This is a genomic window from Streptomyces sp. NPDC051822, assembly GCF_044452745.1.
GTDB lineage: Bacteria > Actinomycetota > Actinomycetes > Streptomycetales > Streptomycetaceae > Streptomyces.
In genome coordinates, this window is the sequence record NZ_JBITBZ010000004.1 from 255,473 (window position 1) to 279,545 (window position 24,073).

Genomic DNA, 24,073 nt, shown 5'->3' on the forward strand with positions numbered 1-24,073 from the left:
CGACTGGACGGCCGCCGAAGCCATCGAGGAGGCGGCGGCCCACCACGAGGCCCTCGCCGCGGAGTCCCGCATGCGCCCGCCCCCTGACCGGCGACTGGCCCGGCCTGCCGGCCGACGCCTACCGGCACCTCATGCGGCAGACGTACGCGCGCATGCCCGACGGCTACGTCCTGCCCCCGGAACTCGCTCCCCACGGGTACGAACACGGCCCCGCCCTCGCGGAACCGGCCCGGAACCACCTCGCCCGGCTGGCCGAACGCCGAGGCGGGTCTCCGCGTAGGGTGCGCAGGCATGGGAGCAAGCAGATGGTCGTACTTCACCCCCTTCCGTGAGAGGGAACAGGACGCGCTGAACGATCTCCGCGAGGCGGTCTTCGCCCAGGAGGGCGAGTACTACCGGGAAGAAGGCGTCGAGACGCCGGCGGCCCTGACGGCGAGCGGGTGGCTGGCCGAGGAGCCGGCGCACTCGGTGCTGGACGTCGAGCGCGTGGTCCGCTGCGAGGAGGGCCTGGAGGAGCCCGGCGACGTGAGGGTGGTCGAAGCGGCGGAGGCCGTCGAACTGTTCGGGACGGCCCGGCCCGTGAGGGAGGTCGTCGAGCGGGCCCTGAAGCGGGCCGGAGACGGCTGGTTCCCCCCGTCCGACCGCGGTTCCGGCTGCTGCACGGTCGTCCACAGCGCCGAGGGCCACCCGGAGGAGCTGTGCTTCTGGGGCTTCACCGGCGACTGATCCGGACTGGCTTGCCGACCCGAGTCGGTCGCGGGCGCCTTGCGCCAAGGGCCGTGCCATCGTCCGCACGTCGTCCCGGTGAGCACCGGTGGCCGTTCCGCACCCGTATGACGGAACGGCCACCGGGGTTCGTCCGCCCGGGGCGTCAGGCGGTCCAGCGGGCGAGCAGGCCCTCGGCGTCAGGCTGTTCCTCCAGCCAGGAGCGGGCGGCGTCGCCCATGCCCGCCCTGCTCTGCTCTGCTCTGCTCTGCTCTGCTCTGCTCTGCTCTGCTGGATCGTCGTCACGGTCTGGGTCCTCCGGTCGGGCTCGGTGAAGTCCCCCCAGACGTCACGCGCAGTCGCGACACACGGCGACGTGGGCCGTGTGCAGGGACCGAATCAAGGAAAAGTCGGCGTCGACGACACGACTGGAGTACGAGGCGAGGGCACCTAGCGCTACCCGCTCACCACTCCTGAGGACCAGTCCGGGAGCCCCGGCCGGGGCCATTCCGGGACCGGCACCGGTGCCGACCTCACCGATCACGCACCACGGAATGACTTTCGAGCGTCCCATGCCGCGTTCGGCGAGACCCGCGGAGTCGATCCGGACCCCCATGAAACAGCTGCGGAACGCCACCCAGGCACCACCCACGCCCATCGCCGCGTAGAGCAGGACACCGACAAGGCCGGTGGTGGCCGCCTCGCCGGTGAGGTGTCCATGCGACGACCCTAGGCCGCAGCGGTCCCCTTCGTACGCGCTTCCCGTTCGGCAGGGGTCACGTCACCGGCAACGGGCGCACGCCGACCGCGGCGGTCGGCGATGAGGATGAGCGCGAGGCCGAGGGCGACCCAGCAGCCGAGCGTGAGGGCGGGCGCTCCCGAGTCGACGCCGTCGAAGTAGGCGTTGGCGCGCAGCAGACTTCCCGAAGCGCCCGGCGGGAGAAGCCCGCCGACGGTGACCCAGCCGTCGGGCAGCCAGTGGGGGCCGCTGGCGAGGCCGGAGAGCGGGTTGCCCAGGAACATGACCACCACGGCGCCGAGTCCGAAGCCGGCCATTCCCAGGAGGGCTTCCAGGCCGAGCAGGGTGAGGGACAGGGCGCCCATGCCCAGCGACAGGCCGAGGCTGGTGATCCAGTAGTTCCCGTCCAGGGATCCGGTGCCGAACTGGAGCAGGGCGGTGATCGCGAAGCCGGCCACGACAGCGAAGGCGATGCCGCCGGCCAGACGTGAGCGCAGCCCGGAGTGCCCGGGGAAGAGGCGCGTGAGGGCCACGGCCGGGATCATGCCGCCGATGACCATGGGGAGGGCGGCGGAGGAGAAGCCCGCCCCCTTGGGGTCGTCCGCGGGGAAGGGCTTGAGGTCGGCGACCGTGAGCTCGGCCTGCTGCTGCTTGGCGAGAGCGGTGGCGGTGGCGGTGATGGCCGCCGCGGCCGGCGGCCCGGCGGCGGTGGCCGTGTAGGCGGTGACACCCTCGGCGGACAGGGCGATGCCGCCCATGACGTCGCGATCCTCGATGGCGGAGGCGAGGGCCTTCTCGTCGCCGTAGACCGTGACGTCCCACGCGTCCCCCGCCAGGGCCTTGCTCACCGCGGCGGTGGCCTTCTGCGGGCCGGCGACGCCGACGGGCACGTCGTGCGGCCCGCTGTGGATGGTGGGGAACGCGAAGGCGCACAGCATGCCGACGACGACGGCGGCGAGCCCGAGCACCAGTACGACGAGTTTGCGGCCCTGCCGTGCGGGTGCGGCAGGAGTGACGTGTGCGGTCATGAGAAGACGTCCCTAGCGTGCGTCGATGCCTGTCCGCGCGGGCAGGCCGGCACGACCACCGTCCGGCCACCGCCCGATTGGCTTGACGCAAGGCTACAGGGTAAGTTGAACCATGTGTCAAACAGTGAGTCGGAATCCCCCGCAGCGGCCACCGGGACCCCGGTCCCCTCTCCGGTGCCCCAGGAACTGATCCAGGCAGCCCTGCGCCTCGCCCGCTCCCGCGGCGTGGCGGTGGGGGACGTGCCGCTGCAGGCCATCGCCCAGGAGGCCGGCATCTCGCGCAGCACCCTGCTGCGGCGACTCGGCGGCGGACGACGCGAACTCGACGCGGCGGTACGAGCCGCCGGCGTCGACCCCGGCGGCCAGAGGCCCGTACGCGAACGCGCCGTCGAAGCCGCCGCCACACTGATCAGCGGCTCCGGTCTGGCCTCGATGTCGCTCGAACGGGTCGCCGCCTCGGCGCACTGCTCGGTCCACAGCCTCTACGCCGCGTTCGGCGGCCGGGACGGGCTCCTGCAGGCGGTCTTCGAGCGCTACAGCCCCATCGTGGACATCGAAGCGGTCGTGGCGTCACAGCCGGGCGACCTGGAGACCACGGTCCGGAAGATCTACGAACGCATGGCGGTCGCGGTCCAGCGGGAGCCCCGCGTCATGCCCGCGATCATGGCCGAACTCCTGGCCCGCCCCCAGGACGAAGCCCTCCGGCCACTCGTCCGCTACGCCGTCCCGCGCCTGTTCGCCGGCGTAGGAAAGTGGCTCACCGCCGAGATCGCGGCAGGCCGCATCCGCGACCTGCCCCTCCTCCTGCTCATCCAGCAGATGTCCAGCCCCCTCGTCACCCACCTCCTCCTGCGCCCGGCCACGAACCAGGTCCCCGACCTGCCGACACCGTCCATCGAGGAGGCCTGCGCCGTCTTCGCCGACAACTTCCTCCGCGCGGTGGCCCTCCCGGCACCCGCCGAGAACCAGTAGGGCCACCCTCCGCCGGAACGGCTACCGACACCCCGTGCGCCTTCTCACGCGAAGCGACCGGGAGTGTCACTCGCCCCACTTCATGTAGATGACCGGGGGCTCGCGGCCCGGCAGCTGGCGCAGCGGGGCCATGTCGAGGCCGAAGACCTCGCGCAGGGCAGTGGTCTCCCCCGGCCACTTGGGGTGGGCCAGCTCGTCGAAGGCCAGGATGCTGCCCTTGGTCAGGTGCGGCTTGATGGCCAGCAGGAGTTCCTTCGTCGGCTGGTACAGGTCCAGGTCGAAGTAGGCCATCGCGATGATCGTCTCCGGGTTCTCCTCCAGGTAGCGCGGGACCGTCTCGCGGACGTCGCCCTGGACCACGAAGGAGCGCTGGGTGTGTCCGAAGGGCTCGGTGGCCTCGTGCGCGGCGAGCACCTCGCGCAGGTGGTCGACCTCGCCGTCCGGGGTCGCGAAGCGGCCCGGCACGGCGCTGGTGCTCACCTTGTCGACGTCCTTGATGTCGTCGGGGAAGCCGGTGAAGGTGTCGAACCCGACGATGCGGCGCAGCGAGTTGTACGGCTCGTAGAGGCTGCGCAGGGCCGTCAGCGTCGCCAGGTGGCGGCCGTGGAGCACGCCGAACTCCATGATGGTGCCGGGCACTTCCGGCAGCATGCGGTAGAGGGCGTCCATGGAGAGCAGGTCGGCGAGCTGCTGGCGGCGCAGGTACACCGGCAGGTTGTCGATCAGGTACTCCGGCGGGATCGGCGTGTCGACGAGGAGCTTGGTCAGGCGCTCGCGGGCGTCGCGGTCCTGCGCGGATTCGTGCGGGACGATCCGCGGGTCGGTGTACTTGTTCTCGCTCATGGGGTGTTTCCTTTCGCTTCGTTCCGTGTGCGTGAGGTTCAGGAGAGCCAGCAGTCCGGGGCGGGACCGCCTCGGCCCACCGGAGGGAAGAGTTCGTCGAGCCGCGACGTCAGCGACTCGGGCAGGGGATGTTCGAGGGCCTGGAGCGCGCCGTCGACGTGGGCGCGGGTGCGCGGGCCGATCACCGCGGAGGTCACCCCGGGGCGCGAGAGCGTCCAGGCCATGCCCACGACGGCCGGGTCGAGGCCGTGCTCCGCGCAGAGCTGCTCGTAGTCGTGGATGGTGTCGTACCGCTCCTGGAGTGTCTGTGCCGCGCGGCCCTGGGCGGACTTGACGGCCGTCCCCGTGCGCTGCTTGGCGAGGACGCCGCCCAGGAGCCCGCCGTGCAGCGGCGACCAGACCAGCAGACCGAGGCCGTGGGCCCGGGCCGCGGGGATGACCTCCAGTTCCGCGTACCGGCTGACCAGGTTGTAGACACACTGCTCCGAGGCCAGGCCCAGGGTGTTCCTGCGCTGGGCGGCCGCCTGGGCGGAGGCGATGTCCCAGCCGGCGAAGTTGGACGACCCGACGTAGCGGACCTTGCCCTGGGTCACCAGCATGTCCATCGCCTGCCACACCTCGTCCCAGGGCACGGAACGGTCGATGTGGTGCATCTGGTAGAGGTCGATCCAGTCCGTGTTGAGGCGCCTGAGCGACGCCTCGCAGGCCGCGACGATGTTCCGGGCCGACAGCCCGCCGTCGTTGATCCCGTCACCCATCGGGTCACCCACCTTGGTGGCGAGGACCACGCGGTCGCGGCGGCCCGGCTCCTTGTCGAGCCAGCGGCCGACGACCTCCTCGGTGTGGCCCTTGTAGACGCGCCAGCCGTAGGTGTTGGCCGTGTCCAGCAGGTTGATGCCCCGGTCGAGGGCGTGGTCCATGAGGTCACGCGCCTCGTCCTCCTCGACCCGTCCGCCGAAGTTGACGGTGCCGAGTGCCAGGCGGCTGACGCGCAGGCCGGTGCGGCCCAGCTGGGTGTGCATCACGTGTCCTGACCTTCCTGCGGCGCGGCGGCGACCGCGGACGCGGCGCTCCCGGTGCCGCTGATGCGGCGTGCGATGTCGCGGGCCCCGATGACGGCCAGCGCAACGCTGGTGAGGGTGGGGTTGCAGGCCGTGCGCGTGGGGATGACGCCGTTGCCCGCGACGTAGAGGTTGCCGACGCCCCAGACCCGCCCCGCGGGGTCGCAGACGCTGGTGCCGTCGTCGTCCGCGCCCATGCGCACGGTGCCCTGGTAGTGCAGGGAACTGCCCGAGGGCAGGACCCAGGCCCGCTCGCCCTCGGCGGGGCGGCCCAGGACCTTGCTCAGCCGCAGTGCCTCCTGCTCCGCCTCCGCGAGGGTCGCGCGGTCCTCCTCGTCGAGGGTGTGGTGGATCGTCATGGCGGGCATGCCGGCCCAGTCCCGCTCGGTGTCGCTGAACTCGAGCCGGTTCTCGGGCCGCGGGCGCTGGGAGGTGAACAGGTGCACCGCGACGAGTGGTGCGTCCGCCTCCCGGGTCCGCGCGGCGTTCGACACGGTGGCGGGGTCGATCCGGGTCAGCATGCCGTGGAAGGGGTAGCGCCGGCCCTCGTACGGAATCCACGTGACCCCGCCGGGCGGCTCCCACTCCCCCTCGGCCGCGGCGTACCCGTGGACCTCGGTGATCACCGAGACCTGCGGGTGCTCGTTGAGGTAGCGGCCGAGCGCCCGGGGGCGTACCCCGGAGGCGAACAGCAGTTGCGGGGTGCGCAGTGGGTCGGCGGCCACCACGACGTAGTCGGCGCCCACGACCTGGCTGCCTCCGGTGCCGCGGTCGCGCAGCCGCACGCCGACGGCCCTCCCGTCTCGCACCAGGACCTGTTCGCACAGGGTGTTCGCGCGCAGTTCGACGCTGCTGCCCGGACCCGTCGGGAGTTCGCCGAGGATGACGTCCGTACCGTGGCGCCGCAGTTCGCCGCCGACGCGGGTGGCGGCCAGCGGCATGGCCCGGACCGTGCGGTCGGGGGCGCGTCCCTCGTCGAGTTCCCGGCCCAGCAGGTGGCGCACGTGCGCGGCGAAGGGGGAGTCGTCGCACTGGGTGCTGTCCACGCGGAGCAGGCGTTCCGCGGTCTCGTACGCCTCGGCGAGCTCGGCGGGGGGCACGCAGCCGACGCGCTCGTCCTCACCGGCACGCGGGGCGGCGCCGAACCACAGGGTGCCCATGCCGCCCACGCCGCACGTCTGCTGGGCGGCCGGCAGGCCGTCGGCCGCCAGGTCGCCGGAGCCCACGGCGAACATGCCCGGCCTGTCGACGAGGGCCCTCGCGCGCTCCTCCGGGCTCTGGTTGTGCGCGACGGCCGAGGCGGCGGCCGTCGCGTACGGGCGCTGGTGGGGGCCCTGGGCGGCGACCCGGGCGCGCTGTTGTTCGCCGGCGTCGGTGATCGTGGTCAGGTGCCGGCCGGGCGGGTCGGTGAGCGCGGGGCCCGCCTCGACCAGCAGGACGCGGGCCGTGGGGTGCGCCGCGTGGATCTGGTGGGCGTAGGCGGCGCCCGCCGGTCCGCTGCCGACGACGACCACGTCGACGGCGGCCGGGACGTCGCCGGGGCCCTCGACCGCCGGGGACTGATGTGCTGACATGCTGTTCCTCCCTCGGAGCTCGGGTCGGCGGGTCACAGGGAACGGGCGACGACGACGCGCTGGATCTGGTTGGTGCCCTCGATGATCTGGAGCAGCTTCGCCTCACGCATCCACCGTTCGACCGGGTGGTCCTCGACGTAGCCGTAGGCGCCGAGCGCCTGGACTGCGTCCGTCGTGACCCGCATCGCGGTGTCGGTGGCGAAGAGCTTGGCGCGGGCCGCGGAGGCGGTGACCGCCGCCGCGCTCGCGCCGGAGTCCAGCGTCCGCGCCGCCTCGCGCACCAGGGCGCGGGCCGCGGCGATCTGCGTGGACATGTCCGCGAGCAGGAACGAGAGGCCCTGGAAGTCGATGACGGGCCGGCCGAACTGGCGACGGGTCTTCGCGTACGCGACGGCGTGCTCCAGTGCCGCGGAGGCCAGGCCCACCGCGCAGGCGGCGATGCCGAGCCTGCCGCGGTCGAACAGTCCGGAGGCGATCAGGAAGCCCTTGCCGGGCCGTCCGATCATCCGGTCCGCCCCCACCTCGGCGCCGTCGAACACCACCGAGGCGGTGGGCGAGGAGCGGACGCCCATCTTCTTCTCCGGGCGCTGTACTTCGAGGCCGGGTGTGGCGGAGTCGGCGAGGAGCAGCGAGAGGCCGCGCACGCCGGGGCCGCCGGTGCGGCAGAAGACGTTGTAGAAGTCGGCCTGTCCGGCGTGGCTGGTCCACGCCTTGGTGCCGTCGACGGTGTAGGCGGCGCCGTGCTCGCTCCGCCTGGCCGTGCAGGAGATGGCCCCGATGTCGGAACCCGCCTCGGCCTCGGAGATGCAGTTCGCGCCGAGCTGCTCGCCGCCGAGCATGCCGGGCAGCCAGCGCTCGCGCTGGGCCTCGGTGCCGAACGCGGCCAGCGGGTAGCACGCGAGGGCGTGGATGTTGACCGACTGGGCGACCGCGAGCCATCGCCTGGCCAGGATCTCCAGGACGCTCACGTGCACTTCGTGGCTCTGGCCGCCGCCCCCGTACTCGGTGGGGTACGGCAGGCCCAGCAGTCCGGCGCCGCCCAGCGTGCGCAGGATGTCGCGCGGGAAGCGCGAGGCGGCCTCGAACGCGTCGGCGTGCGGGGCGAGTTCTCTGTCGGCCAGGGTCCCGGTCAGCTCCAGCAGGTCGCGGACGACCTCGTCCTGTTCCGTCGGCAGGTGCCTCGGGAGGCTTTCCGTGAGGGGCAGGGCTGTCATCGTGACGTCGGTCCATCTTCCGGTGGGTGGGGGCGGGGTGCGGGCGCCCGGTGGGGGGCGAGCAGGGCCAGGGCGAGCGTGGCCGGGTGCTGCGGCCGGTCGTAGGCGACGCAGACGGCGACGCCGTGCAGCGGGTGCAGGACCCGCCAGCGCAGTCCCCGTCGGCTTCCGCCGTCGGCCAGCAGCGCTCCCGGGTGCGGGGCGGGCAGGTTGATCGGCGTGGTCCCGGTGGCCTTGGCGCAGGCCTCGTGGATCGCCCAGCGCCTGGCGACCGCGACGGCCTGCCGTTCGGCGGGAAGGGCGGCCAGCTCGCGCTGCTGTGCCGGTGAGCAGCAGCGGCGCAGCAGGCCCTGGGTGGGCGGTACGGGGACCTGGACGTCGATGCCCACCGCGCGGCCGGCGGCCACGGCGACGGCGATGGTCCCCTGGCTGTGCGAGACGCTGATGCCGGTGCCCGGCAGGTCCACCAGGACGGGCTTGCCTCGGTCGGTGGAGCCGATGCGGCAGGTCCGTGTCCAGCGTCCCAGGGCGCGCTCCAGCGCCCAGCGCAGCAGGGTGCGTCCGGCCGTGAACTCGTGGGCCCTGTGCGGTGCGTAGCCGCGTGCCCGGCGCAGTTCCTCGGCGCTGAGCAGGTGCGCGTGGGGTGCCGTCGCCGCCGCCGTGGCGCAGGCCACGAGGATGTCGTGGCGGCCCGGGCTCATCTCCACGTGGCGGCTTCGGGCCAGACGCGCCTGACGCGCCGGACCGCGTAGTCCCAGTAGGAGCGCACCGACAGGTCCGCGTAGATGAAGTCCCGTTTGAGGGCGACGTCGTCGTCGGTGGCCCAGGTGTAGGGAACGCCGCTCTGCTCCGCGAGCAGTTGCAGGCGGCAGGCCCGCTCCAGGACCTGGGCGAAGACCGCGGCGTGCCGCACGCTCTTGCCGACGATCACCCCGCCGTGGTTGCGCAGCAGCACGCCCTCGGCGTCGCCGAGCGCCTCGGCGATGGCGTCGCCCGTGGCCTGGTCCAGGACCGTGTTGCTGGTCCGGGTGAACAGGGCGAGGTTGTCGGTGAAGTGCGCGCCGTCGTGCGAGACGGGGCGCAGTTCGAGGTCCGTGGCGCCGAAGACGAGGGTGTGCGGGGCGTGGCTGTGCACGATGCCGTTGACGTCCGGGCGCGCCCGGTAGATCGCCTGGTGCAGCGGGAGTTCGGGTGGGGCGAGCGGGTCGACGGGGGCGTCGGGGTCGATGGACGCGGCCACCACCTGGCCGGGGGTGGCCTCGTCGAACCCGCAGAGCGCGTTCTTGATGAAGAAGGTGTCGGAGCCGGGTGTCCGTGCGGATATCTGGCCCTGGTTGAAGTCGTCGTGGCCGTCGAGGGAGAGCATGCGGGCCCCGGCGGCGATCTGGCCGGCCAGCCGGGCGGTCACCCGGGCGAGGGTGGGGCGGGAGGCCGGACCGGTCGCGGTGCCCGTGGTCACGGGGTGTCCTCCCGGTCGTCGTCGGCGGCCTCGGCAGCCATGTCGTCATCGGCGGTCTCGGCCGCCATGGTGGCCAGCAGGTCGTCGAAGACCTGGTGGATCGTGTACGTACCGGGGGCGCGTCCGGCGGCCCACTGCGCCGCTCCGATCGCACCGGCCGCGGCGGCGTCGAGCGAGCCCACCTGATGGGTGAGCGTCAGGGTCTGCTCGGGCCAGGTGAGCCGGACCTCGTGGTCGCTGACGGCGGGGCCGCAGCGCAGTGAGGCGATGTCGACGGCGGGCCTGCCGGTGTGCCGCTGCCACTGCCGGGCGAGCCGGGAGGCCGTGGTGCTCGGCCGGTGCCGCTTGGTGGCGGGGTGGCGTTCGAGGACGGCCGCTTCGGGGATCGCGCCGGTGATCCCGGCGCGGTACATGGTGGTGACCACGTCGGCGACCAGGCGCAGCGCGCGGGTCTGGAGGTAGTGGCCCAGGGACAGGTTGGGGGCGAGGACGACGGCGGTGCCGGCGGCCCTTTCCCCGATTGCCCGCAGGTGGTGTTCGTCGAGCCCGGAGACGCACTCCACGAGGGGGACGTCGAGGCGGGCGCTGAGGGCGGCTGCGTGCGGGACGGCCTCGGGCGCGGAGCAGTCGACGAGGACGCCGGGCGCGGGCACCGTGTCGTGCTGCTCGGGGCGCCGCGGGTCGAGGAGGTGGGCGGTGAGTCCCTCCCCCGTGGCGAGCCGGTGCACGGCCCGGGCGAGACGGCCCGTGCCGAAGACGCCGATGACGGTCTCAGGCATCGACGGCCTGCTCTTCACGCAGGTGGCGACAGACCAGTTCGACCAGGGCGTCGATCGTCTCGAAGTGTTCGCTCTCCTCCTCGGGGTCGAGGTAGACGCCGAGCTCGTTCTCCACCGTGTCGATCATGCGGATGTAGGCCAGGGAGGAGTAACTGACCTGGGGCAGAGACCAGTTGGCGGCTGCCAGGTCCTGTTCGGTCAGGTCGCCCTCAGCCGAGCTGAGCACGATGCGCACGAGGTGCGGGCGGATGTGGTCCGGGGAGGCCGTCATGGCTGCGCTCTCCTTGGGTGTGGTCACTGGAAGTCCTGCGGGGTGTCGAACAGGCGGCGCAGCTCCGCGGTGGCGGGCTTGCCGCTGGTGCCCCGGGGGATGCGGGGCACGATGCGTACGAGGCTGGGGACCTTGTACGGGGCGAGGCGCTCGGCGACGTACCGGCGCGGAGCGGCGGGGTCGAGGCCGGGGGCTCCGGCGAGCACCGCCGCGAGGGCGGCCGTGCCGTGCCGGTCGGTGATCTCCAGGACGACCGCGTCGTCCACTCCCGGTGCCCCGGCGAGGGCCGTGGACACCTCCACGGCGTCGATCTTCCGCCCGCCGATGTTGATGACCTGGCTCGTGCGCCCGGTCAGGACGAGGCTCCCGTCCCGCAGGCGGCCCACGTCGCCGGTGCGGTAGAAGCCGTCCGGGTCGATCCGCTGCTCCAGCACGCCGGGCGCGTTGAGGTAGCGGGTCCCCATGGACTGGCTTCTGACCGAGACGACGCCCGGCTCCCCGGCGGCGCCGGCGCGCAGTTCGACGCCGGGCAGCGCCTGGCCGAGGCCGGGGTCGGTGCGCGGGTCGGCGGCGAAGGTGAGCGGCCCGGCCTCGGCGATGCCGTAGTAGTTCTGCAGCGGCACGCCGGTGCTCTCCTCGAACAGGCGCTTGGTGCGCGGGTCCAGGGGTGCGGCGGACGAGATCGCCATGCGCAGGCCGGGCAGCGGTCCGGGGCCGGACCCGTTGCGCACCAGTGACTCGTACAGGGCGGGGAAGCCGATGAGACGGGTGGCCCCGCTGTCGCGCAGGGTGCGGGTGACCGCCCCCGCGGTCGGCAGTCCGCTGCCCAGACGCAGGCACGCGCCGACGAGGAACGTGGAGAGCAGGGAGGTGTTGAACGCCAGGCCGTTGGAGAGCGAGGCGAAGCACACGATGATGTCCTGGCCCGTGAGGCCGGTGCCTTCGGCCCAGTTGGCGGCGGCGCGGTACACGGCCTCGCCGCGGAACTCGATGCAGCTGGGGGTGCCGGTGGAACCGGAGGTGAAGCGGCAGACCTCCGTCTCCCGGTGCAGCCCGGGGCGGTCCGGCGTCTCGGGGAAGCGGGTGACGTGCAGGGAGCCCGGAGCGGCGAGCCGGGCGCCGTGGCCGGGCACGGGGGTGGCGGCCTCGTGGACCAGCAGGTCGAGTCCGCAGCCGCGCTGGATGCCCTCGGTCTCCTGGGGCCCGGCGGCCCGGTCGACGAGGAAGGGCACGCAGCCGGCCCGCAGGGCGGCCAGGTACGCCACCACGTAGTCGGCGGAGTTGGCGGCCTGGATGCCGACGCGCGGCCGGTCGCGGCCGGTGAGCAGGTCGGCGAGCCCGGTCGCGTACCGGTCCGCGGCCGCGTCGAGTTCGCGGTAGGTCAGGGTGGTGTGCCGGTCGGCGACGGCGGGTGCGTCGCCGTGCTCGCGCAGGGCACCGGTGAGGATGTCGGTGAGCACGGCCGTCACCGCTGTCCGTGGGCGTGGGCGGGCTGGAGGCGGTCGATCTTGACCGCGGAGGTGCCGGGGGTGCCGAGCATGGCGACGTAGAGGACCTCGTCCTCGTCCGCGAGGCCCGCAAGGGAATGCCAGCGTCCCGCGTCGAAGCCGCCGATGGTGGTGACCGCGGTGCCGGTGGCGGTGGCTCCGAGGTAGACGAGGTGGGCCAGGGCCCCGGAGCGCAGGAGCGCTTCGTCGACGCCGCGCATGCCGTGCCGGAAGAGGTCCTGGTGCCGTGCGTGGAAGACGACGGCGGCGCAGGTGTGGCGCAGCTGCTCCTGGCCCATGCAGAAGCGCACGATGTCCCGGGCGCTCGCGTGGGTGGTGCTGGTGGGTTCGGCGGCGATCCCGCCGTCGCCGAGCACCGGATAGGCGCCGGGGGCGAGTCCGGTGACGCGGCGGGCGACCAGGGTGGCGCCGAAGCCGGGGGACGCGGGCAGGTCGGTGGCCAGCGGGGTGCCCAGGGCGGACAGGGCCTCCCGCAGGCGCGGCAGCGGGAGTTCGGCTTCGCCGAAGTCCTTGGCCGAGCGCCGCGAGGGGGCGAGGTCCGCCAGGGCCTCGGAGGCGGGCGGACGGGCCTCGCCTTCGCGCTCCGGGGCGAGCAGGGGGCGCGGACGGGGGGTCGCGGAGAGGACCGGCGGGCTCTGCAGCCGTGGCAGCAGGCCGCGCCAGCATCGGGCCTCGGAACCGTTTCCGACGCGGGGCGCCGGCGGTATGCCCCGCCGGTCCGTGCAGGTCCAGTCGGACACGGACGGCTGCCCCGTGTCGATGCGGTCGGCCACCAGCAGGACGCTGTGGGGGACGAGGTGGTGCTCGTCCAGGCGCAGCAGGGCTCCGAGGTGGCCGGGGTCCGCCCTGGTCAGCCACTGGGCGCGCCGGTGGCCGCGGCCGGCCAGGCAGAGCAGGTGGGTGCCGAGGTGGGCGGCGTCCAGCTGCGCGTACAGGTAGCCCCGGTCGTCGTACTTGCGGATGGACATCCACGGGCGTACGGCGATGAGGACCAGGAAGGCGTCGGGCGACGGGAGCGCGAGCCCGCCCCGGGCCAGTGCGTCGGCGACCTGCTCCCCCTCGTGGAGCAGGCGGCAGCCGCGCCGGGTGACGTCCGCCGAGAAGACCCGCGGTCCGCCGGGCCCGTGCGTGACGACGTAGGTCTCGTACGGGTACAGCGCGCCGGCCGAGGGCACGGACGGTCCGCCGTGGAGCGAGCCCTCCGCGGAGGTCTCGAGCAGGGCGAGCGCGCCGCGCAGTTCCCCGGGCAGGTCGATGCGCTGAGGTTCGGGGGTGCCGTCGGGGACGGCGGCGAGGGACATCTGCTGCCAGAAGCGCAGGGCGTCGTCCACGGCCGCGTCCGCGGACCGGGGGCGGGGGCCGGTGGCCGCGTCCCCGATGTCGGCCTGGACGCGCACGGCCGGCCGGCCGTCCATCACGGAGGCTTTGTCGTTCACCGGTCTCGCTTCTCCTTCCTGCCGAGGCGGGTTCGGTCTCGGCGTCTGAGTTGTCGCTTGCGAATGGGTGCACTCGCACGGTGAATACTTAGAGTAATGACCGGAAGTCGGTTCTCCCATTCCCCGGCAGCGGCTTCGATCTTGCCAGAATGGAGCCGATCCGTGTAGACCGTTTGATGACCGATAGCGGCCGTGACCGGCTCAGGACACGCAAGGCGGGAAATCAATTCAGATGCTGTTGCAGACAAATTCAGGGACGGAAGTCTCTCCGGTGGAGACGCTGTCCGGACTGATCGCCACGCAGGAGCGCGCGCTGCTCGCGGCAGACGAGGCCACCCGCTCCCTGCGGACCCAGCTGGCCGCCCTCGCCGTGCACGCCGTCGGACCCGCGCAGGCGGCGACGGACGTGGAGGAGATCACGGACCCGGCCCGCGTCCGGGCCCTGCTGGACTCCGTGGCCACCATGGCCCGACAGCAGATCCGGGTCATCCAGCCGTCCGTGGTCGCCCGCCGGCTGATCGCCGAGTGGCCGGTCGGTGACGCGTACGAGCCCGGCGGCGTCGCTGTCCGGACCATCCACCAGAGCTCCCTGCTGCACAGCGAGCAGGCGGCCGGTTACCTGGAGCGGCTCTCGCGGCGCGGTGTGCACGTGCGGGTCGCGCCGCTGCTGCCGTTCCGCCTGATCCTGGTGGACGAGGCGTTCGCCCTGGTCTGCCCGCCGTCGACGACGCTGCTGATCAGGCGGCCGGCGCTGCTGCAGCTCCTCGGCCGGGTCTTCGAGTTCTGCTGGGACGACGCCCGCGAGCTGCACACGCCGTCGGTGCCCGCCATCCGTCGGGAGCCGACCGTGCCGGTCGTCGGCAGCGGTGGCCGGGACATCGTCCTCAGCGAGCAGGAGACGGTCATCCTGCGGCTGTGGGCGAAGGGGCGGCAGGACGTCGAGGTCGCCCGCGAACTGCGCGTGTCGCCGCGCACCCTGCGCCGCACCGTGTCCGCGCTGCTGCGCAGGCTCGGCGTGAGCAGCCGCTTCGAGGCCGGGGTCGTGGCGGCCCGCTCACCCCGCCTCCTCGAGGGCGCGGGGCACCCGCTGCTCCCCGCCTGACCCCCGTCCCCGGGCCGCCGCACCTTCCTTCCCACACCACCGAGGAGTCCATGTGTCCACCACGCCCGCCCCTTCCCCCGCCGACACGCTCTACGGCCCGCCGCTGCCCGTCCTGGGCGCCGACGTGCGCGTACCCCTCATCACCGGGGGCGAGGTGTCCTACGGGGCGCTCGACTACGCGGCGAGCGCCCCGGTCCTGAGCAGCGTCTGGGACGACGTCAGCGCCTACATGCCCTACTACGGCAGCGTGCACCGCGGGGCCGGCCACCTGTCGCAGCTGTCCACCGACCTGTTCGAGCAGGCCCGGCGGACGGTCGGCGAGTTCCTCGGCTGCCGGCCCGACGACGAGGTCGTCTTCACCCGCTCGACCACCGACTCGCTGAACCTGCTGGCGGGCGCGCTCCCGGCCGGGACCCGGGTCTACGTCTTCGAGACCGAGCACCACGCCGCCCTGTTGCCGTGGCCGCAGGCGCAGCGCACCGTGATGCGGGCTCCGAGCAGCGCGTACGAGGCCGTGGAGATCGTCGCCGAGACGCTGGCGGGCCACGACACGCGGCGCCCCGGCCTCGTCTGCGTGACGGGCGCCTCCAACGTCACGGGCGAGATATGGCCCGTCGGGTCGATCACGGAGGTCGCGCACGCGGCCGGGGTGCGCGTGGTGCTGGACGCCGCCCAGCTGGTCCCGCACCGCCCGGTGGACGTCGCCGGCCTGGGCGTGGACTACGTCGCGTTCTCGGGCCACAAGATGTACGCGCCGTTCGGGGCGGGGGTGCTGGCCGGGCGCGCGGACTGGCTCGGCGCGGCGGCACCGTACCTGGCCGGGGGCGGGGCGAGCAGGCGTGTCGTGCACGGGGCCGGTGCGCTGTCCGTCGAGTGGCAGCAGGGGGCCGCGCGGCACGAGGCCGGATCGCCGAACGTGGTCGGGGCGCACGCGCTGGCCTCCGCCTGCCGGGCGCTGACGTCGGCGGGCTTCGAGTCGCTCGCCGCGCGCGAGGACGCCCTGCTGCGCCGGACCCTGTCCGGTCTGGCGGGGATCGAGGAGGTCACGGTGCTGTCCCTGCTGGGCGGATCGGCGCCGCGGGTCGGCGTGATCAGCTTCGTGGTCGAGGGCTGGAGCAGCGCCCACCTGGCCGCGGCGCTCTCGGCCGAGTACGGCATCGGGGTGCGCGACGGCATGTTCTGCGCCCACCCCCTGGTCCGCGGCCTGCTCGGCAACGCGCCCGACCATTCCGACGAGTGCGGGGCCCCCGGCCCGCCGGCGCCGGGCGAGCGACCGGTGAACGCGGTGCGGGCCAGCTTCGGCGCCGGCACGCCCGTGGAGCACCTGGACCGTCTGGTGGCCGCCGTGGCGGAACTCGCCCGTGACGGGGCCCGGTGGACCTACCGCACGGAGGCGGGGCGCTGCGTCCCGGTGCGCTGAACCGGAAAACCCTGATGGAACCGTGTGCCCGCCTGCCGTCCGGCAGGCGGGCACACGGTTCCATCAGGGTTTCCATCGGGGTTCCCGATTGAATACGCACGCATTCTTTCCGCCCGCGCATTTCAACGCCGCAAACAATTCACCGGAACACAAATGAATCGCCCTTTGCGGGGGCTCCGGAGCGGGGGAGATTCCGCACCGGCACCCCCTCCTCTGATTACAGGTTGTGATCGGCGGCGGTGGGCGGGACTCAGTAGGTGGGCATCGCCGGGTCGATCCGCTGCGCCCAGGCCAGGATGCCCCCGCCCAGGTGCACCGCGTCCCCGTGACCGCTGCGCTTGACCACGGCGAGGACCTCCGCGGAGCGGATGCCCGCCCGGCACAGCAGCACGGTCCTGCGGTCCGCGGGCAGCCGTGCGGCGGCGTCGCCGTGCAGGAACTCCCCCTGCGGGACGAGCACCGAGCCCGGCACGTGGGCGAAGGCGTACTCGTCCGGTTCGCGGACGTCGACCAGGTTGACCGGCGCGTCCGCGTCGAGCAGCTCCTTCAGCTGCTCCGCGGAGATCGTGGACTCCCGCGCGGCCTCGGTCGCCTCCCGCGAGAGCAGCCCGAAGAAGGGCTCGGCGGCGGTGGGTTCGGCCGGGCGCGCGGCCCGCTCGTGCGGGCGCAGCGGTACGGTCGCGCACGTGCCGGCCAGGGCGTCGTACTTCATCACCCGGCCGACCAGCGGCTCGCCCTGACCGGTGAGCAGCTTGACCACCTCGGTGGCCAGGGCGATCCCCAGCCAGGCGCCGATCACCTTCAGCGTGCCGGACATGCCCCGGAAGTAGGGGGCGGGAGGCTTCGGGAACAAGTCCCTGAGGCCCGGGCCGTGCCGGTCCCAGAAGACCGAGACGCGCCCTCCGGTGGCCCCCATGGAGCCCCACACGAAGGGGATGCCCGCCTCCGCGCAGACGTCGTCGACGAGCTGGCAGCGGGCCGGGTCCTCCCCCGCGCACACCACGAGGTCGTAGTCCTGGACCATTTCGCGCGCGCGGGGCAGCTCGAACCGGTCCTCCGCCACGGTGCGCACGAACGGATGGGTCCTCCCGAGCGCGCGGGTCCAGGCCGTGGCCCGGTCCGCGGGCTCCGCGTCCGGCAGTCCGAGGTAGCGGTCCCACGGATTCACGGGCGAGCCGTCGGCGATGCCGATCGACCCCACGCCGGAGTCGGCGAGATGGGCGATGAGCGGGGCTCCGATCTCGTCGGCGCCGACGACCAGGACCCGGCCCCCGGCGAGCCGGCGCTGCCCCTCGGCGCCGTGTCCCGCGCGTATCAACTGGTGTGCCTGGCGGCTCGTTTCTCCGGCCGGCAGGCCGGCGGCGGGTCGCGCCAGCGGGGGAATCGGCATGCGGGTCTCCTCTGGGTGTACGGGAGCGGTCACGGCTGCCGGCCGTCGGCCTCGGCGGCCCAGTCGGGTACGTGCAGGATCTCCAGCACGGCGGCCCCCCAGTTGAAGCCGTAGCCGGTACCGGCGAGCACCACGCGGTCGCCGGCCTCCAGCTGCCCGGTGGTGATGAGGTGGTCGAGGCCCGCGACCTGGTCGCCGGAACCGAGGTGGCTGACCTGGCGGCCGAAGTCCCAGGTGGTCCGCTCCAGGCCCACCCCCATGTCGGCCAGCATGCTCCACCAGCGCACGGTCTGGCCGTTGTGGGGCATCACGAACCTGCGCACGTCCGCGGCGTCGGTCTTCGCCTCGTCCAGGGCCTGCTCGACGCAGCCGCCGATGCCCCCTGCGATCCGCAGGGAGATCGCCTCCAGGTCGTCGAGGTTCCTGCGCATGAAGTCCGCCTTGCGGGTCCGCATGTTCAGCGGCTTCTCCCCGGACGCAGGGGCGTCCTTGAGGCCGCGTCCGCGGTACATGTGCTCCAGGGCGGGGTCGGAGGTCAGTGCGCAGGACAGGACCTTGGCGAAGCCGGGCTTGCGGCCGAGGAGCAGTGCCGTGCCGCCGTCCGCCATCACCGTGCCGCTCTCGGTGCGGAAGCGGTCGAAGCCGGGCAGGCAGAACCGCTCGCCCGTCGTGATGAGTACGGTGGCGCCCTCGTCGTGCCCTGCGAGGTGCCCGGCCGCCAGTGCCAGCGCCGCCATTCCCCCGTTCGACTTCTGGTCGACCTCGACGGCCGGGGCGCTTCCTCCGACGGTGTGGTGCTGGATGTAGGAGGAGGGCGTCCACATGTCCTGGCCCTGGAAGTAGGCGCTGGCGTGGAGCAGCAGGCGCACGTCGCGCGGTGCCGTCGCGTCCCCGGCGCGTTCGAGGGCCTGGCGGGCCGCGGCCACGGCCAGGTCGGGGGCGAACGCGTCATCGGAGACCGTTACCCCGAGGAGGGCGTTGGCCGTGTACTCCGCGGAGGCGTAGCGCCCGTCCCGTACCGCCTCCTCGAGGTCGAGCCTGCGGCCCAGCCGTACGCCCAGGGACGTGAGGTAGATGTCGTTGAGGATCATGTCGGGACCTTTCGGACGTGCAACGGTGGTTTCGCGGCGGACCGGTGGGACCGGTCCGCCGCGCGGAAGGCCTCACAGATAGGCCCCCCCGGTGGTCTCCAGGCGCTCCCCGGTGATCCACCTGGCCTGCTCCGAGGCCAGGAAGGCGACGGCGTCCGCCACGTCCTCGGGCTGCCCGAGCCGTCCGAAGACGGTCATTGCCGCCGCTGCCGCCGCGTCCTCGGGGTGCGCGCGCATCCGCGCGCGGTGGAAGTCCGTCTCGATCAGTCCGGGGGCGACGGTGTTGACCGTGATGCCGCGCGGGCCGAGCTGCGCCGCGAGGGAGCGGCTGAACGCCTCCAGTGCCCCCTTGCTCATGGCGTACGGCAGGACGTGCGGGTGGGCGATGCGGTTGGCGACCGAGGAGACGTTGACGATCCGCGCCCCGTCGCGCAGCAGCGGCAGGAGCCGCTGGACGACGAAGACGGGGGCCTTCACGTTGACGGCGAAGACACGGTCCAGGTCCGCGCCGGTGAGGTCGGTGATGTCGGCGCGGCAGCCCACGCCCGCGTTGTTGACCAGTACGTCGAGCCCGCGGTCCCCCGTGCGCTCGACGAGGCCCTCCTCGACGCGGGCGGCCAGGGTGGCGATGGCCTCCTCGTCCGCCAGGTCCGCGCGCACCGCGAAGGCGTCCCCGCCGGCGGCGCGCACCGCGGCCACGGCCGCCTCGGCCGCCTCGTCGTCCCGCCCGTAGTGGACGGCCACCACCCGGCCCGGTCCCGCGAGCCGTTCGACGACGGCCCGGCCGATGCCCCGGCTGCCACCGGTTACCAGTGCGGTGCGCGGTGCGGTGTCCGCTGTCACGGTCGTCTCCTGTAGGGGTGTGGGATGGGGGGCGTCGTTCACGGGCGGGCGAGGAGCGCGGAGAGCACGCGTTCCAGGCACGCCTCCGGTGCCGGGTCGAGGCTTTCGGCCCGCCACGCGACGAAGCCGTCCGGGCGCACGAGGAGCGCCCCGCTGTCGTGGATTCCCGCCTCAGCGGTCCAGGCGCCGTCGTCGACGCGGTGCCCGTCGGCCGGTACGCCGCCCAGGGAGGCCGCGGCCTTGTCGAGGGCGTCGAGCCAGGGCGTCCCCGTGGGGCCGGCCAGGAGGGTGAAGCGTCCGTCCACCAGGTCGAGCGTCGAGCGGACGCCCTCCTCCCCGGGCAGCCAGCGGTGCGGCAGGCGGGAGCCCGGCGCCCCGTCCAGATCGCGGGTCACGTCCTCGGTGGAGGGCGGCTCTGTCCCGGCGCCGAGCACGGCGGCGGAGGCGTAGCGGTAACCGAGGTGCACCACGGGGGCGTTGAGCGCCCCGGCCGCCGCCCTGCGCGCACGGCCCTCGGACCCGGTCGCCCAGTGCAGGGAGGGGTCCTTCAGGCGCAGCGTCGACTGTTCGAGCGCGGACCGGGCGACGGGCAGGCGTTCGGCCTCGTAGGTGTCGAGGAGCGCCTCGTGCGCCGTGCCGTGCAGAACGTGGGCCAGCTTCCACGCGAGGTTGTGGGCGTCGGCCACTCCCGTGTTCATGCCGAAGGCGCCGACGGGCGGGATGGCGTGGGCCGCGTCCCCCGCGAGGAAGACGCGCCCGGAGCGGAACCGGTCGGCGATCAGGCCCCGGACCCGCCAGGGCAGGATGCTCACCACCTCGGGGGTCACGCCGGTGTCGCGGCCGAGCGCGGCCCGGATGCGCTCGGCGCACCGCTCGGGCGTGAAGTCGGCGGCCTTCGTACCGGATTCGCCGGGGTAGCGGAAGTGGTAGATCCACTCCGTGCGGCCGTCGACGGGGAGCAGCCCGCCGGGCGCTTCGGGGGTGGTGATGTCACACACCACGAAGGTGTGTCCGCGGGTCAGGGCGGACAGGTCGGCCCGGAAGAGCACGCTGATCAGGGGGTCGCCGATGACGCCGGGTCCGCTGGTGCCGATGCCCAGCCGGTCCCGGACACCACTGCGCGCGCCGTCGGCGGCGACCAGGTAGCGGGCCCGGATCTCGCGGGTCCCCCGGTCGTCGGCGACCTGCGCGGTCACCCCCTCCTCGTCCTGGGTGAAGGCACCCAGTTCGGTGCCGAACTCGATGCGCGCCCCGGCCTCCCGGGCGGCCTCGATGAGCACGCGGTCCAGCCGCCCCTGGGGGCAGGTGCCGCGCAGGCTCTGCGGGGTCAGCCCGGCGTAGGCGTCGTCGCGGGGCGGCGTCCGCCGCGCCTCCTCGTCGAGGTCGGCGTCGGCGAGGGTGGGCGCGGCGAACATCTGCGGGCCGCTGCCGGTCATGTCCACGCACTGGGCGTCGACGGCGTCGGCGAGGCCCGCGGCGCGCAGGATCTCCACGGTGCGCGGGCCGATCCCCATCGCGCGCGGGTGCGCGGGCGGGGCCTGGAGCCGTTCGACGACCGTGCAGGGAATGCCGGCCCGGGACAGGAACAGGGCGGTGCACAGCCCGACCGTGCTGCCTCCGACGACCAGTACCCCGGGGTTCTCGTTGGGCATGGGTGTTCCGCTCCAATCAGGGGAGGTCGGTGGCGGGGGCCGCGTCGAAGGCGGGCATGTGCGGGGCGCCCGGGTCCCAGGAGGCCACGAAGCGCGGCTGCCGGGAGGCGTCCATCATCTCCAGGTCGACTCCGAGGCTCTCGACCTTGTGGTACGTGTACGGCCGGCCCAGCGGGCAGGCGCTGAACTCCTGGGCGAAACCGGCTTCGGACAGCCGCGCGGAGCTCGCCGTCACGTCCTCGGTCCAGTAGCCGAGGTGGTGGCAGCGGGCGCCCAGGGTCGAGTCCCAGGGGCTGCCCTCGGGGCCCTGGACGAGTTCGATGTAGGGCGGCCCGCCGCGGGTGAAGGCGAGGCGGTAGTCCCACTCGCCGAGGGAGTCCTCCAGGATTCCCGACCACTCGGCGCCGACGCCGCGCGTCAGGTCGCCCATGGCCCTCTCGATGTCGGGCACGACGAAGCACACGTGGTAGAACACGGCTCAGGCCAGCTTCTCGATCACGTTCAGCACTTCGGCGGGTACGGGCATGGCGTGGGCCTCGTCGGCGAGTGCCCTGGCCCGCTCGCGGTAGGTATCCCGGGTCAGCAGGTCCTCCGCGGCACCGGCCAGCGCGTCCGGGGTGTCGTCGCCGGGCAGGATGCAGCGGGCGGAGCCGTAGGCGGCCAGGCGCTGCGAAGGGGCCACCAGCTTGGGCATGTTGGGCACGAGCAGCTGCGGGATGCCGTGGACCATCCCGGTCAGCGCGGTGCCGCCGCCCGCGTGGTGGACGAGCAGGTCGCAGGTCGTCGCCACCGTGTCGAAGGGCAGCCAGCCGACCTTGGTGCCGGCCGCCGCGCTCAGCTCGTCGGCGACCGCGGCCGGTGCGCTGACCAGCAGCTCGGCCTCCAGGGGAGCCAGTTTGCGGACCAGATCCACCAGGTAGTCGAAGAAGTAGCCGGGTGCCGTCTTGGTGCCGGCGGTGATGGCGACCCGGGGCGCGGACCCCTTGGCGTACATCCACGGCTCGATCAGGGGCTGTTCGTTGCAGGGGATCCACCGCATCGAGATGCCCTGCGGGGCCTCGGGGTCGCGCACGCTGGGCGGGCAGACGTCGATCCACAGCGACTGGTCCGGGATGCCGTCCAGGCCCAGGGCCTCGAGTTCGGGCCGCATCTCGATCTCGGCGGCCACGTCGACGACCTGCGGCTCACCGGAGTCCCACGCCTGGCGCACGTAGGGCACGCCGATGCGCGCGGCCAGGACGGCGGCCGAGTAGGTGAGCGTGCCGCCCACGACGACGTCGGGGCGCCACGTGCGGGCCAGTTCGAGGAGGGGCTCCTGGTAGAGCGCCGCCATGCGGCCGAAGGCGTGGCCGATGGACCGCATCCGTACGTCGGGGTCGTCGGACGGGGGGACGGGCGTGCCGTCCCGGTCGGTGGTGATGTGGTGGCGGATGGGGACGTCGGAGACGCAGACGCCGGCGAGTCCCGCGCCGGCGATCGCCGCCATCGTCTCCTGGTTGGAGGCGACGAGCACCTGGTGACCGGCGTTGCGGGCCGCCGTGGCGAGGGGGGTGAGCGCGTAGACGGTGGCGGGGCTGCCGCCGGTGACGAAGAGGATGCGCAAGGGAGGACCTCACTCGGAGTCGGGAAGGGTGTGGGGGGCGTGGAAGGTCAGGGGAAGGGGCCCGGGGGGGGCGGCGCGTCCCCGGGCGGGCGGGTCGTACCAGGCGCGGGGCAGGGCGCCTTCCGCGGCGGGCTCGGGGAGCTCCGCGGCCACCGGAGACGCGGGAGACGCAGACGCAGGAGATGCTGGGGACGCGGGGGACGCGGGGGACGCGGGGGACGCGGGGGACGCGGGGGACGCGGGGGACGCGGCACGCCGGGGGCGTCCCCAGCGGCGCATGATCGGTGTCTCGACCCCGTGGTAGAGGGCCAGGGACAGCAGCAGGCTGACCACCAAAGCGAGCAGCGAGACCAGCACGCTCTGCAGGGTGGTCAACGGGTCTTCCAAGCCGGCGAGTTGCTCGCCGATGTAGGCCAGCACGATGCCGTGCAGGAGGTAGAAGGCGAACGACACCTCGCCCAGTCGGCGCATCACGCGGCCCTTGAGGCCCGTACGCAGGCCCTCGGTGTCGGCGGTGGCGAGCGCCGCGATGAACAGGGCGAGCGGGACGACGGTCACCGCCGCGGCGGTGAACAGCATCGGGGTGTAGACGCCCACGACGTACGCCACGGCGGTCAGCGCGGCGGCGGGCAGCGCGCCGAGGCCGATCCACCGTCCGCTGAGGACCACGCGTGCCATCAGCATGCCGAGAACGAACTCGAGGAGCCGGGACACCGGGAAGATGTAGACGAACCACAGGCCCTTGACGGACACGCCGTCCAGCCACGACCCGACCGTCGGGAACGCGGGCGAGGACGGGAGCAGGTGGGCTGCCGCCGGCAGCAGCATGACGGCCGCGGCGAAACCCGCGGCCCACCACCACAGGCGGCCGGCGCGAATCCGGCCGACCAGCGGGAGCAACAGCGGGAACAGGGCGTAGAAGAGCAGCTCGCAGGAGAGCGACCAGCTGGCCCCGTTGACGCTGAGGAAGACCATCGGGTCGGACGACCAGGACTGCAGCAGGAGCAGGTTGAGCACGGCGGTGCCGAGGGGCGTGGCGGCCGCGGCGTACACGGCCATGGCCAGGGCGAAGGTCACCACGTGGTTGGGGAAGATCTTCACCAGGCGGCGGCGCAGCACCCGGGCGTACGTCTCCCCCGGGCGCGTCGACCAGGTGAGGACGAAGCCGCTGAGGACGAAGAAGAAGGAGACGCCGATGGTCCCGGCGGTCTTGGTGGCGGTCATCAGACCGTCGGCGGCGCCGGAGCCCGCGGCGAAGATGCCGCCGGTGGCGAGGTGGCAGACGAACACCAGGGCCGCGGCGACGAACCGGGCTCCGGTGAGGGAATCGAGGCGGTGGTGGCGCGCAGCACCCGCGGCGCTCTCCATGGGGATCTCCTGAAT

22 protein-coding genes are annotated in these 24,073 nt (G+C 73.5%); 4 read left to right on the plus strand and 18 right to left on the minus strand.

What is annotated here, in order from left to right:
* Positions 1–291 precede the first annotated feature (291 nt).
* Positions 292–726 carry a hypothetical protein gene (locus ACIA8N_RS16065; RefSeq protein WP_365787229.1) on the plus strand — a complete coding sequence of 145 codons (435 nt, stop codon included), beginning with the start codon at positions 292–294 and terminating at the stop codon, positions 724–726.
* Between the two features lie 708 nt (positions 727–1,434).
* On the opposite strand, the gene ACIA8N_RS16070 is transcribed toward ACIA8N_RS16065, so the two are convergent.
* A complete protein-coding gene (locus tag ACIA8N_RS16070) occupies positions 1,435–2,472 on the minus strand; it encodes a hypothetical protein (RefSeq protein ID WP_365787227.1) in 1,038 nt (345 codons plus the stop codon).
* A 114-nt stretch (positions 2,473–2,586) separates the two neighbouring features.
* Here ACIA8N_RS16070 and ACIA8N_RS16075 point away from each other — a divergent pair, with 114 nt between their 5' ends.
* Positions 2,587–3,444 (plus strand): TetR/AcrR family transcriptional regulator, encoded by an 858-nt coding sequence (locus tag ACIA8N_RS16075; protein WP_365787225.1) that lies wholly within the window; start codon positions 2,587–2,589, stop codon positions 3,442–3,444.
* Between the two features lie 66 nt (positions 3,445–3,510).
* Here the strand turns inward: ACIA8N_RS16075 and ACIA8N_RS16080 are convergent, their stop codons facing one another.
* The 10 genes from ACIA8N_RS16080 to ACIA8N_RS16125 are packed head-to-tail and all read right to left on the minus strand — an operon-like array spanning position 3,511 to position 13,589.
* The gene (locus ACIA8N_RS16080; RefSeq protein ID WP_365787224.1) at positions 3,511–4,287 is read right to left on the minus strand and encodes a class I SAM-dependent methyltransferase; all 777 of its coding nucleotides are present in this window, start codon (positions 4,285–4,287) and stop codon (positions 3,511–3,513) included.
* A 38-nt stretch (positions 4,288–4,325) separates the two neighbouring features.
* Positions 4,326–5,309 carry an aldo/keto reductase gene (locus ACIA8N_RS16085; protein WP_365787222.1) on the minus strand — a complete coding sequence of 328 codons (984 nt, stop codon included), beginning with the start codon at positions 5,307–5,309 and terminating at the stop codon, positions 4,326–4,328.
* Positions 5,309–6,922: a GMC family oxidoreductase gene (locus tag ACIA8N_RS16090; protein ID WP_365787220.1), complete on the minus strand. Its 1,614-nt coding sequence runs from the start codon at positions 6,920–6,922 to the stop codon at positions 5,309–5,311. Before ACIA8N_RS16090 ends, ACIA8N_RS16085 begins: the two co-directional genes overlap by 1 nt.
* Positions 6,923–6,954: 32 nt before the next feature.
* Entirely contained in the window at positions 6,955–8,136 is a 1,182-nt protein-coding gene (locus tag ACIA8N_RS16095; protein ID WP_365787218.1) for an acyl-CoA dehydrogenase family protein, read from the minus strand.
* Positions 8,133–8,837: a 4'-phosphopantetheinyl transferase superfamily protein gene (locus tag ACIA8N_RS16100; RefSeq protein WP_365787265.1), complete on the minus strand. Its 705-nt coding sequence runs from the start codon at positions 8,835–8,837 to the stop codon at positions 8,133–8,135. Before ACIA8N_RS16100 ends, ACIA8N_RS16095 begins: the two co-directional genes overlap by 4 nt.
* Entirely contained in the window at positions 8,834–9,595 is a 762-nt protein-coding gene (locus tag ACIA8N_RS16105) for a class II aldolase/adducin family protein (RefSeq protein WP_365787216.1), read from the minus strand. Before ACIA8N_RS16105 ends, ACIA8N_RS16100 begins: the two co-directional genes overlap by 4 nt.
* Positions 9,592–10,374 carry a dihydrodipicolinate reductase C-terminal domain-containing protein gene (locus tag ACIA8N_RS16110; protein ID WP_365787214.1) on the minus strand — a complete coding sequence of 261 codons (783 nt, stop codon included), beginning with the start codon at positions 10,372–10,374 and terminating at the stop codon, positions 9,592–9,594. The genes ACIA8N_RS16105 and ACIA8N_RS16110 overlap by 4 nt, the downstream gene beginning before the upstream one ends.
* Positions 10,367–10,645 carry a hypothetical protein gene (locus ACIA8N_RS16115; RefSeq protein WP_365787212.1) on the minus strand — a complete coding sequence of 93 codons (279 nt, stop codon included), beginning with the start codon at positions 10,643–10,645 and terminating at the stop codon, positions 10,367–10,369. The genes ACIA8N_RS16110 and ACIA8N_RS16115 overlap by 8 nt, the downstream gene beginning before the upstream one ends.
* A gap of 23 nt (positions 10,646–10,668) precedes the next feature.
* The gene (locus tag ACIA8N_RS16120) at positions 10,669–12,105 is read right to left on the minus strand and encodes a class I adenylate-forming enzyme family protein (RefSeq protein WP_365787210.1); all 1,437 of its coding nucleotides are present in this window, start codon (positions 12,103–12,105) and stop codon (positions 10,669–10,671) included.
* Between the two features lie 5 nt (positions 12,106–12,110).
* Entirely contained in the window at positions 12,111–13,589 is a 1,479-nt protein-coding gene (locus ACIA8N_RS16125) for a nitroreductase family protein (RefSeq protein WP_365787208.1), read from the minus strand.
* Positions 13,590–13,860: 271 nt separating this feature from the next.
* Here ACIA8N_RS16125 and ACIA8N_RS16130 point away from each other — a divergent pair, with 271 nt between their 5' ends.
* Together ACIA8N_RS16130 and ACIA8N_RS16135 are read left to right on the plus strand one after the other, a co-directional pair.
* Positions 13,861–14,691: a helix-turn-helix transcriptional regulator gene (locus tag ACIA8N_RS16130; protein WP_365787206.1), complete on the plus strand. Its 831-nt coding sequence runs from the start codon at positions 13,861–13,863 to the stop codon at positions 14,689–14,691.
* Positions 14,692–14,743: 52 nt separating this feature from the next.
* Positions 14,744–16,111 (plus strand): aminotransferase class V-fold PLP-dependent enzyme, encoded by a 1,368-nt coding sequence (locus tag ACIA8N_RS16135; RefSeq protein ID WP_365787204.1) that lies wholly within the window; start codon positions 14,744–14,746, stop codon positions 16,109–16,111.
* 250 nt (positions 16,112–16,361) lie between these two features.
* Here the strand turns inward: ACIA8N_RS16135 and ACIA8N_RS16140 are convergent, their stop codons facing one another.
* From ACIA8N_RS16140 to ACIA8N_RS16170, 7 genes are all read right to left on the minus strand, one after another.
* On the minus strand, positions 16,362–17,501 hold the full coding sequence (locus ACIA8N_RS16140; RefSeq protein WP_365779676.1) for a ThiF family adenylyltransferase: 1,140 nt from the start codon (positions 17,499–17,501) through the stop codon (positions 16,362–16,364).
* Between the two features lie 29 nt (positions 17,502–17,530).
* Positions 17,531–18,592, minus strand: coding sequence for a ketoacyl-ACP synthase III family protein (locus ACIA8N_RS16145; protein ID WP_365779674.1), 1,062 nt, complete (start codon positions 18,590–18,592; stop codon positions 17,531–17,533).
* 72 nt (positions 18,593–18,664) lie between these two features.
* Positions 18,665–19,435 carry an SDR family oxidoreductase gene (locus ACIA8N_RS16150; RefSeq protein ID WP_365779671.1) on the minus strand — a complete coding sequence of 257 codons (771 nt, stop codon included), beginning with the start codon at positions 19,433–19,435 and terminating at the stop codon, positions 18,665–18,667.
* A gap of 38 nt (positions 19,436–19,473) precedes the next feature.
* Positions 19,474–21,087, minus strand: coding sequence for an FAD-dependent monooxygenase (locus ACIA8N_RS16155; RefSeq protein WP_365779669.1), 1,614 nt, complete (start codon positions 21,085–21,087; stop codon positions 19,474–19,476).
* A gap of 16 nt (positions 21,088–21,103) precedes the next feature.
* Positions 21,104–21,562, minus strand: coding sequence for a VOC family protein (locus ACIA8N_RS16160; protein ID WP_365779666.1), 459 nt, complete (start codon positions 21,560–21,562; stop codon positions 21,104–21,106).
* Positions 21,563–21,565: 3 nt separating this feature from the next.
* Positions 21,566–22,690 carry a nucleotide disphospho-sugar-binding domain-containing protein gene (locus ACIA8N_RS16165; RefSeq protein ID WP_365779664.1) on the minus strand — a complete coding sequence of 375 codons (1,125 nt, stop codon included), beginning with the start codon at positions 22,688–22,690 and terminating at the stop codon, positions 21,566–21,568.
* Between the two features lie 9 nt (positions 22,691–22,699).
* Positions 22,700–24,058, minus strand: coding sequence for an acyltransferase (locus ACIA8N_RS16170; RefSeq protein WP_365779662.1), 1,359 nt, complete (start codon positions 24,056–24,058; stop codon positions 22,700–22,702).
* Between the last annotated feature and the right edge of the window lie 15 nt (positions 24,059–24,073).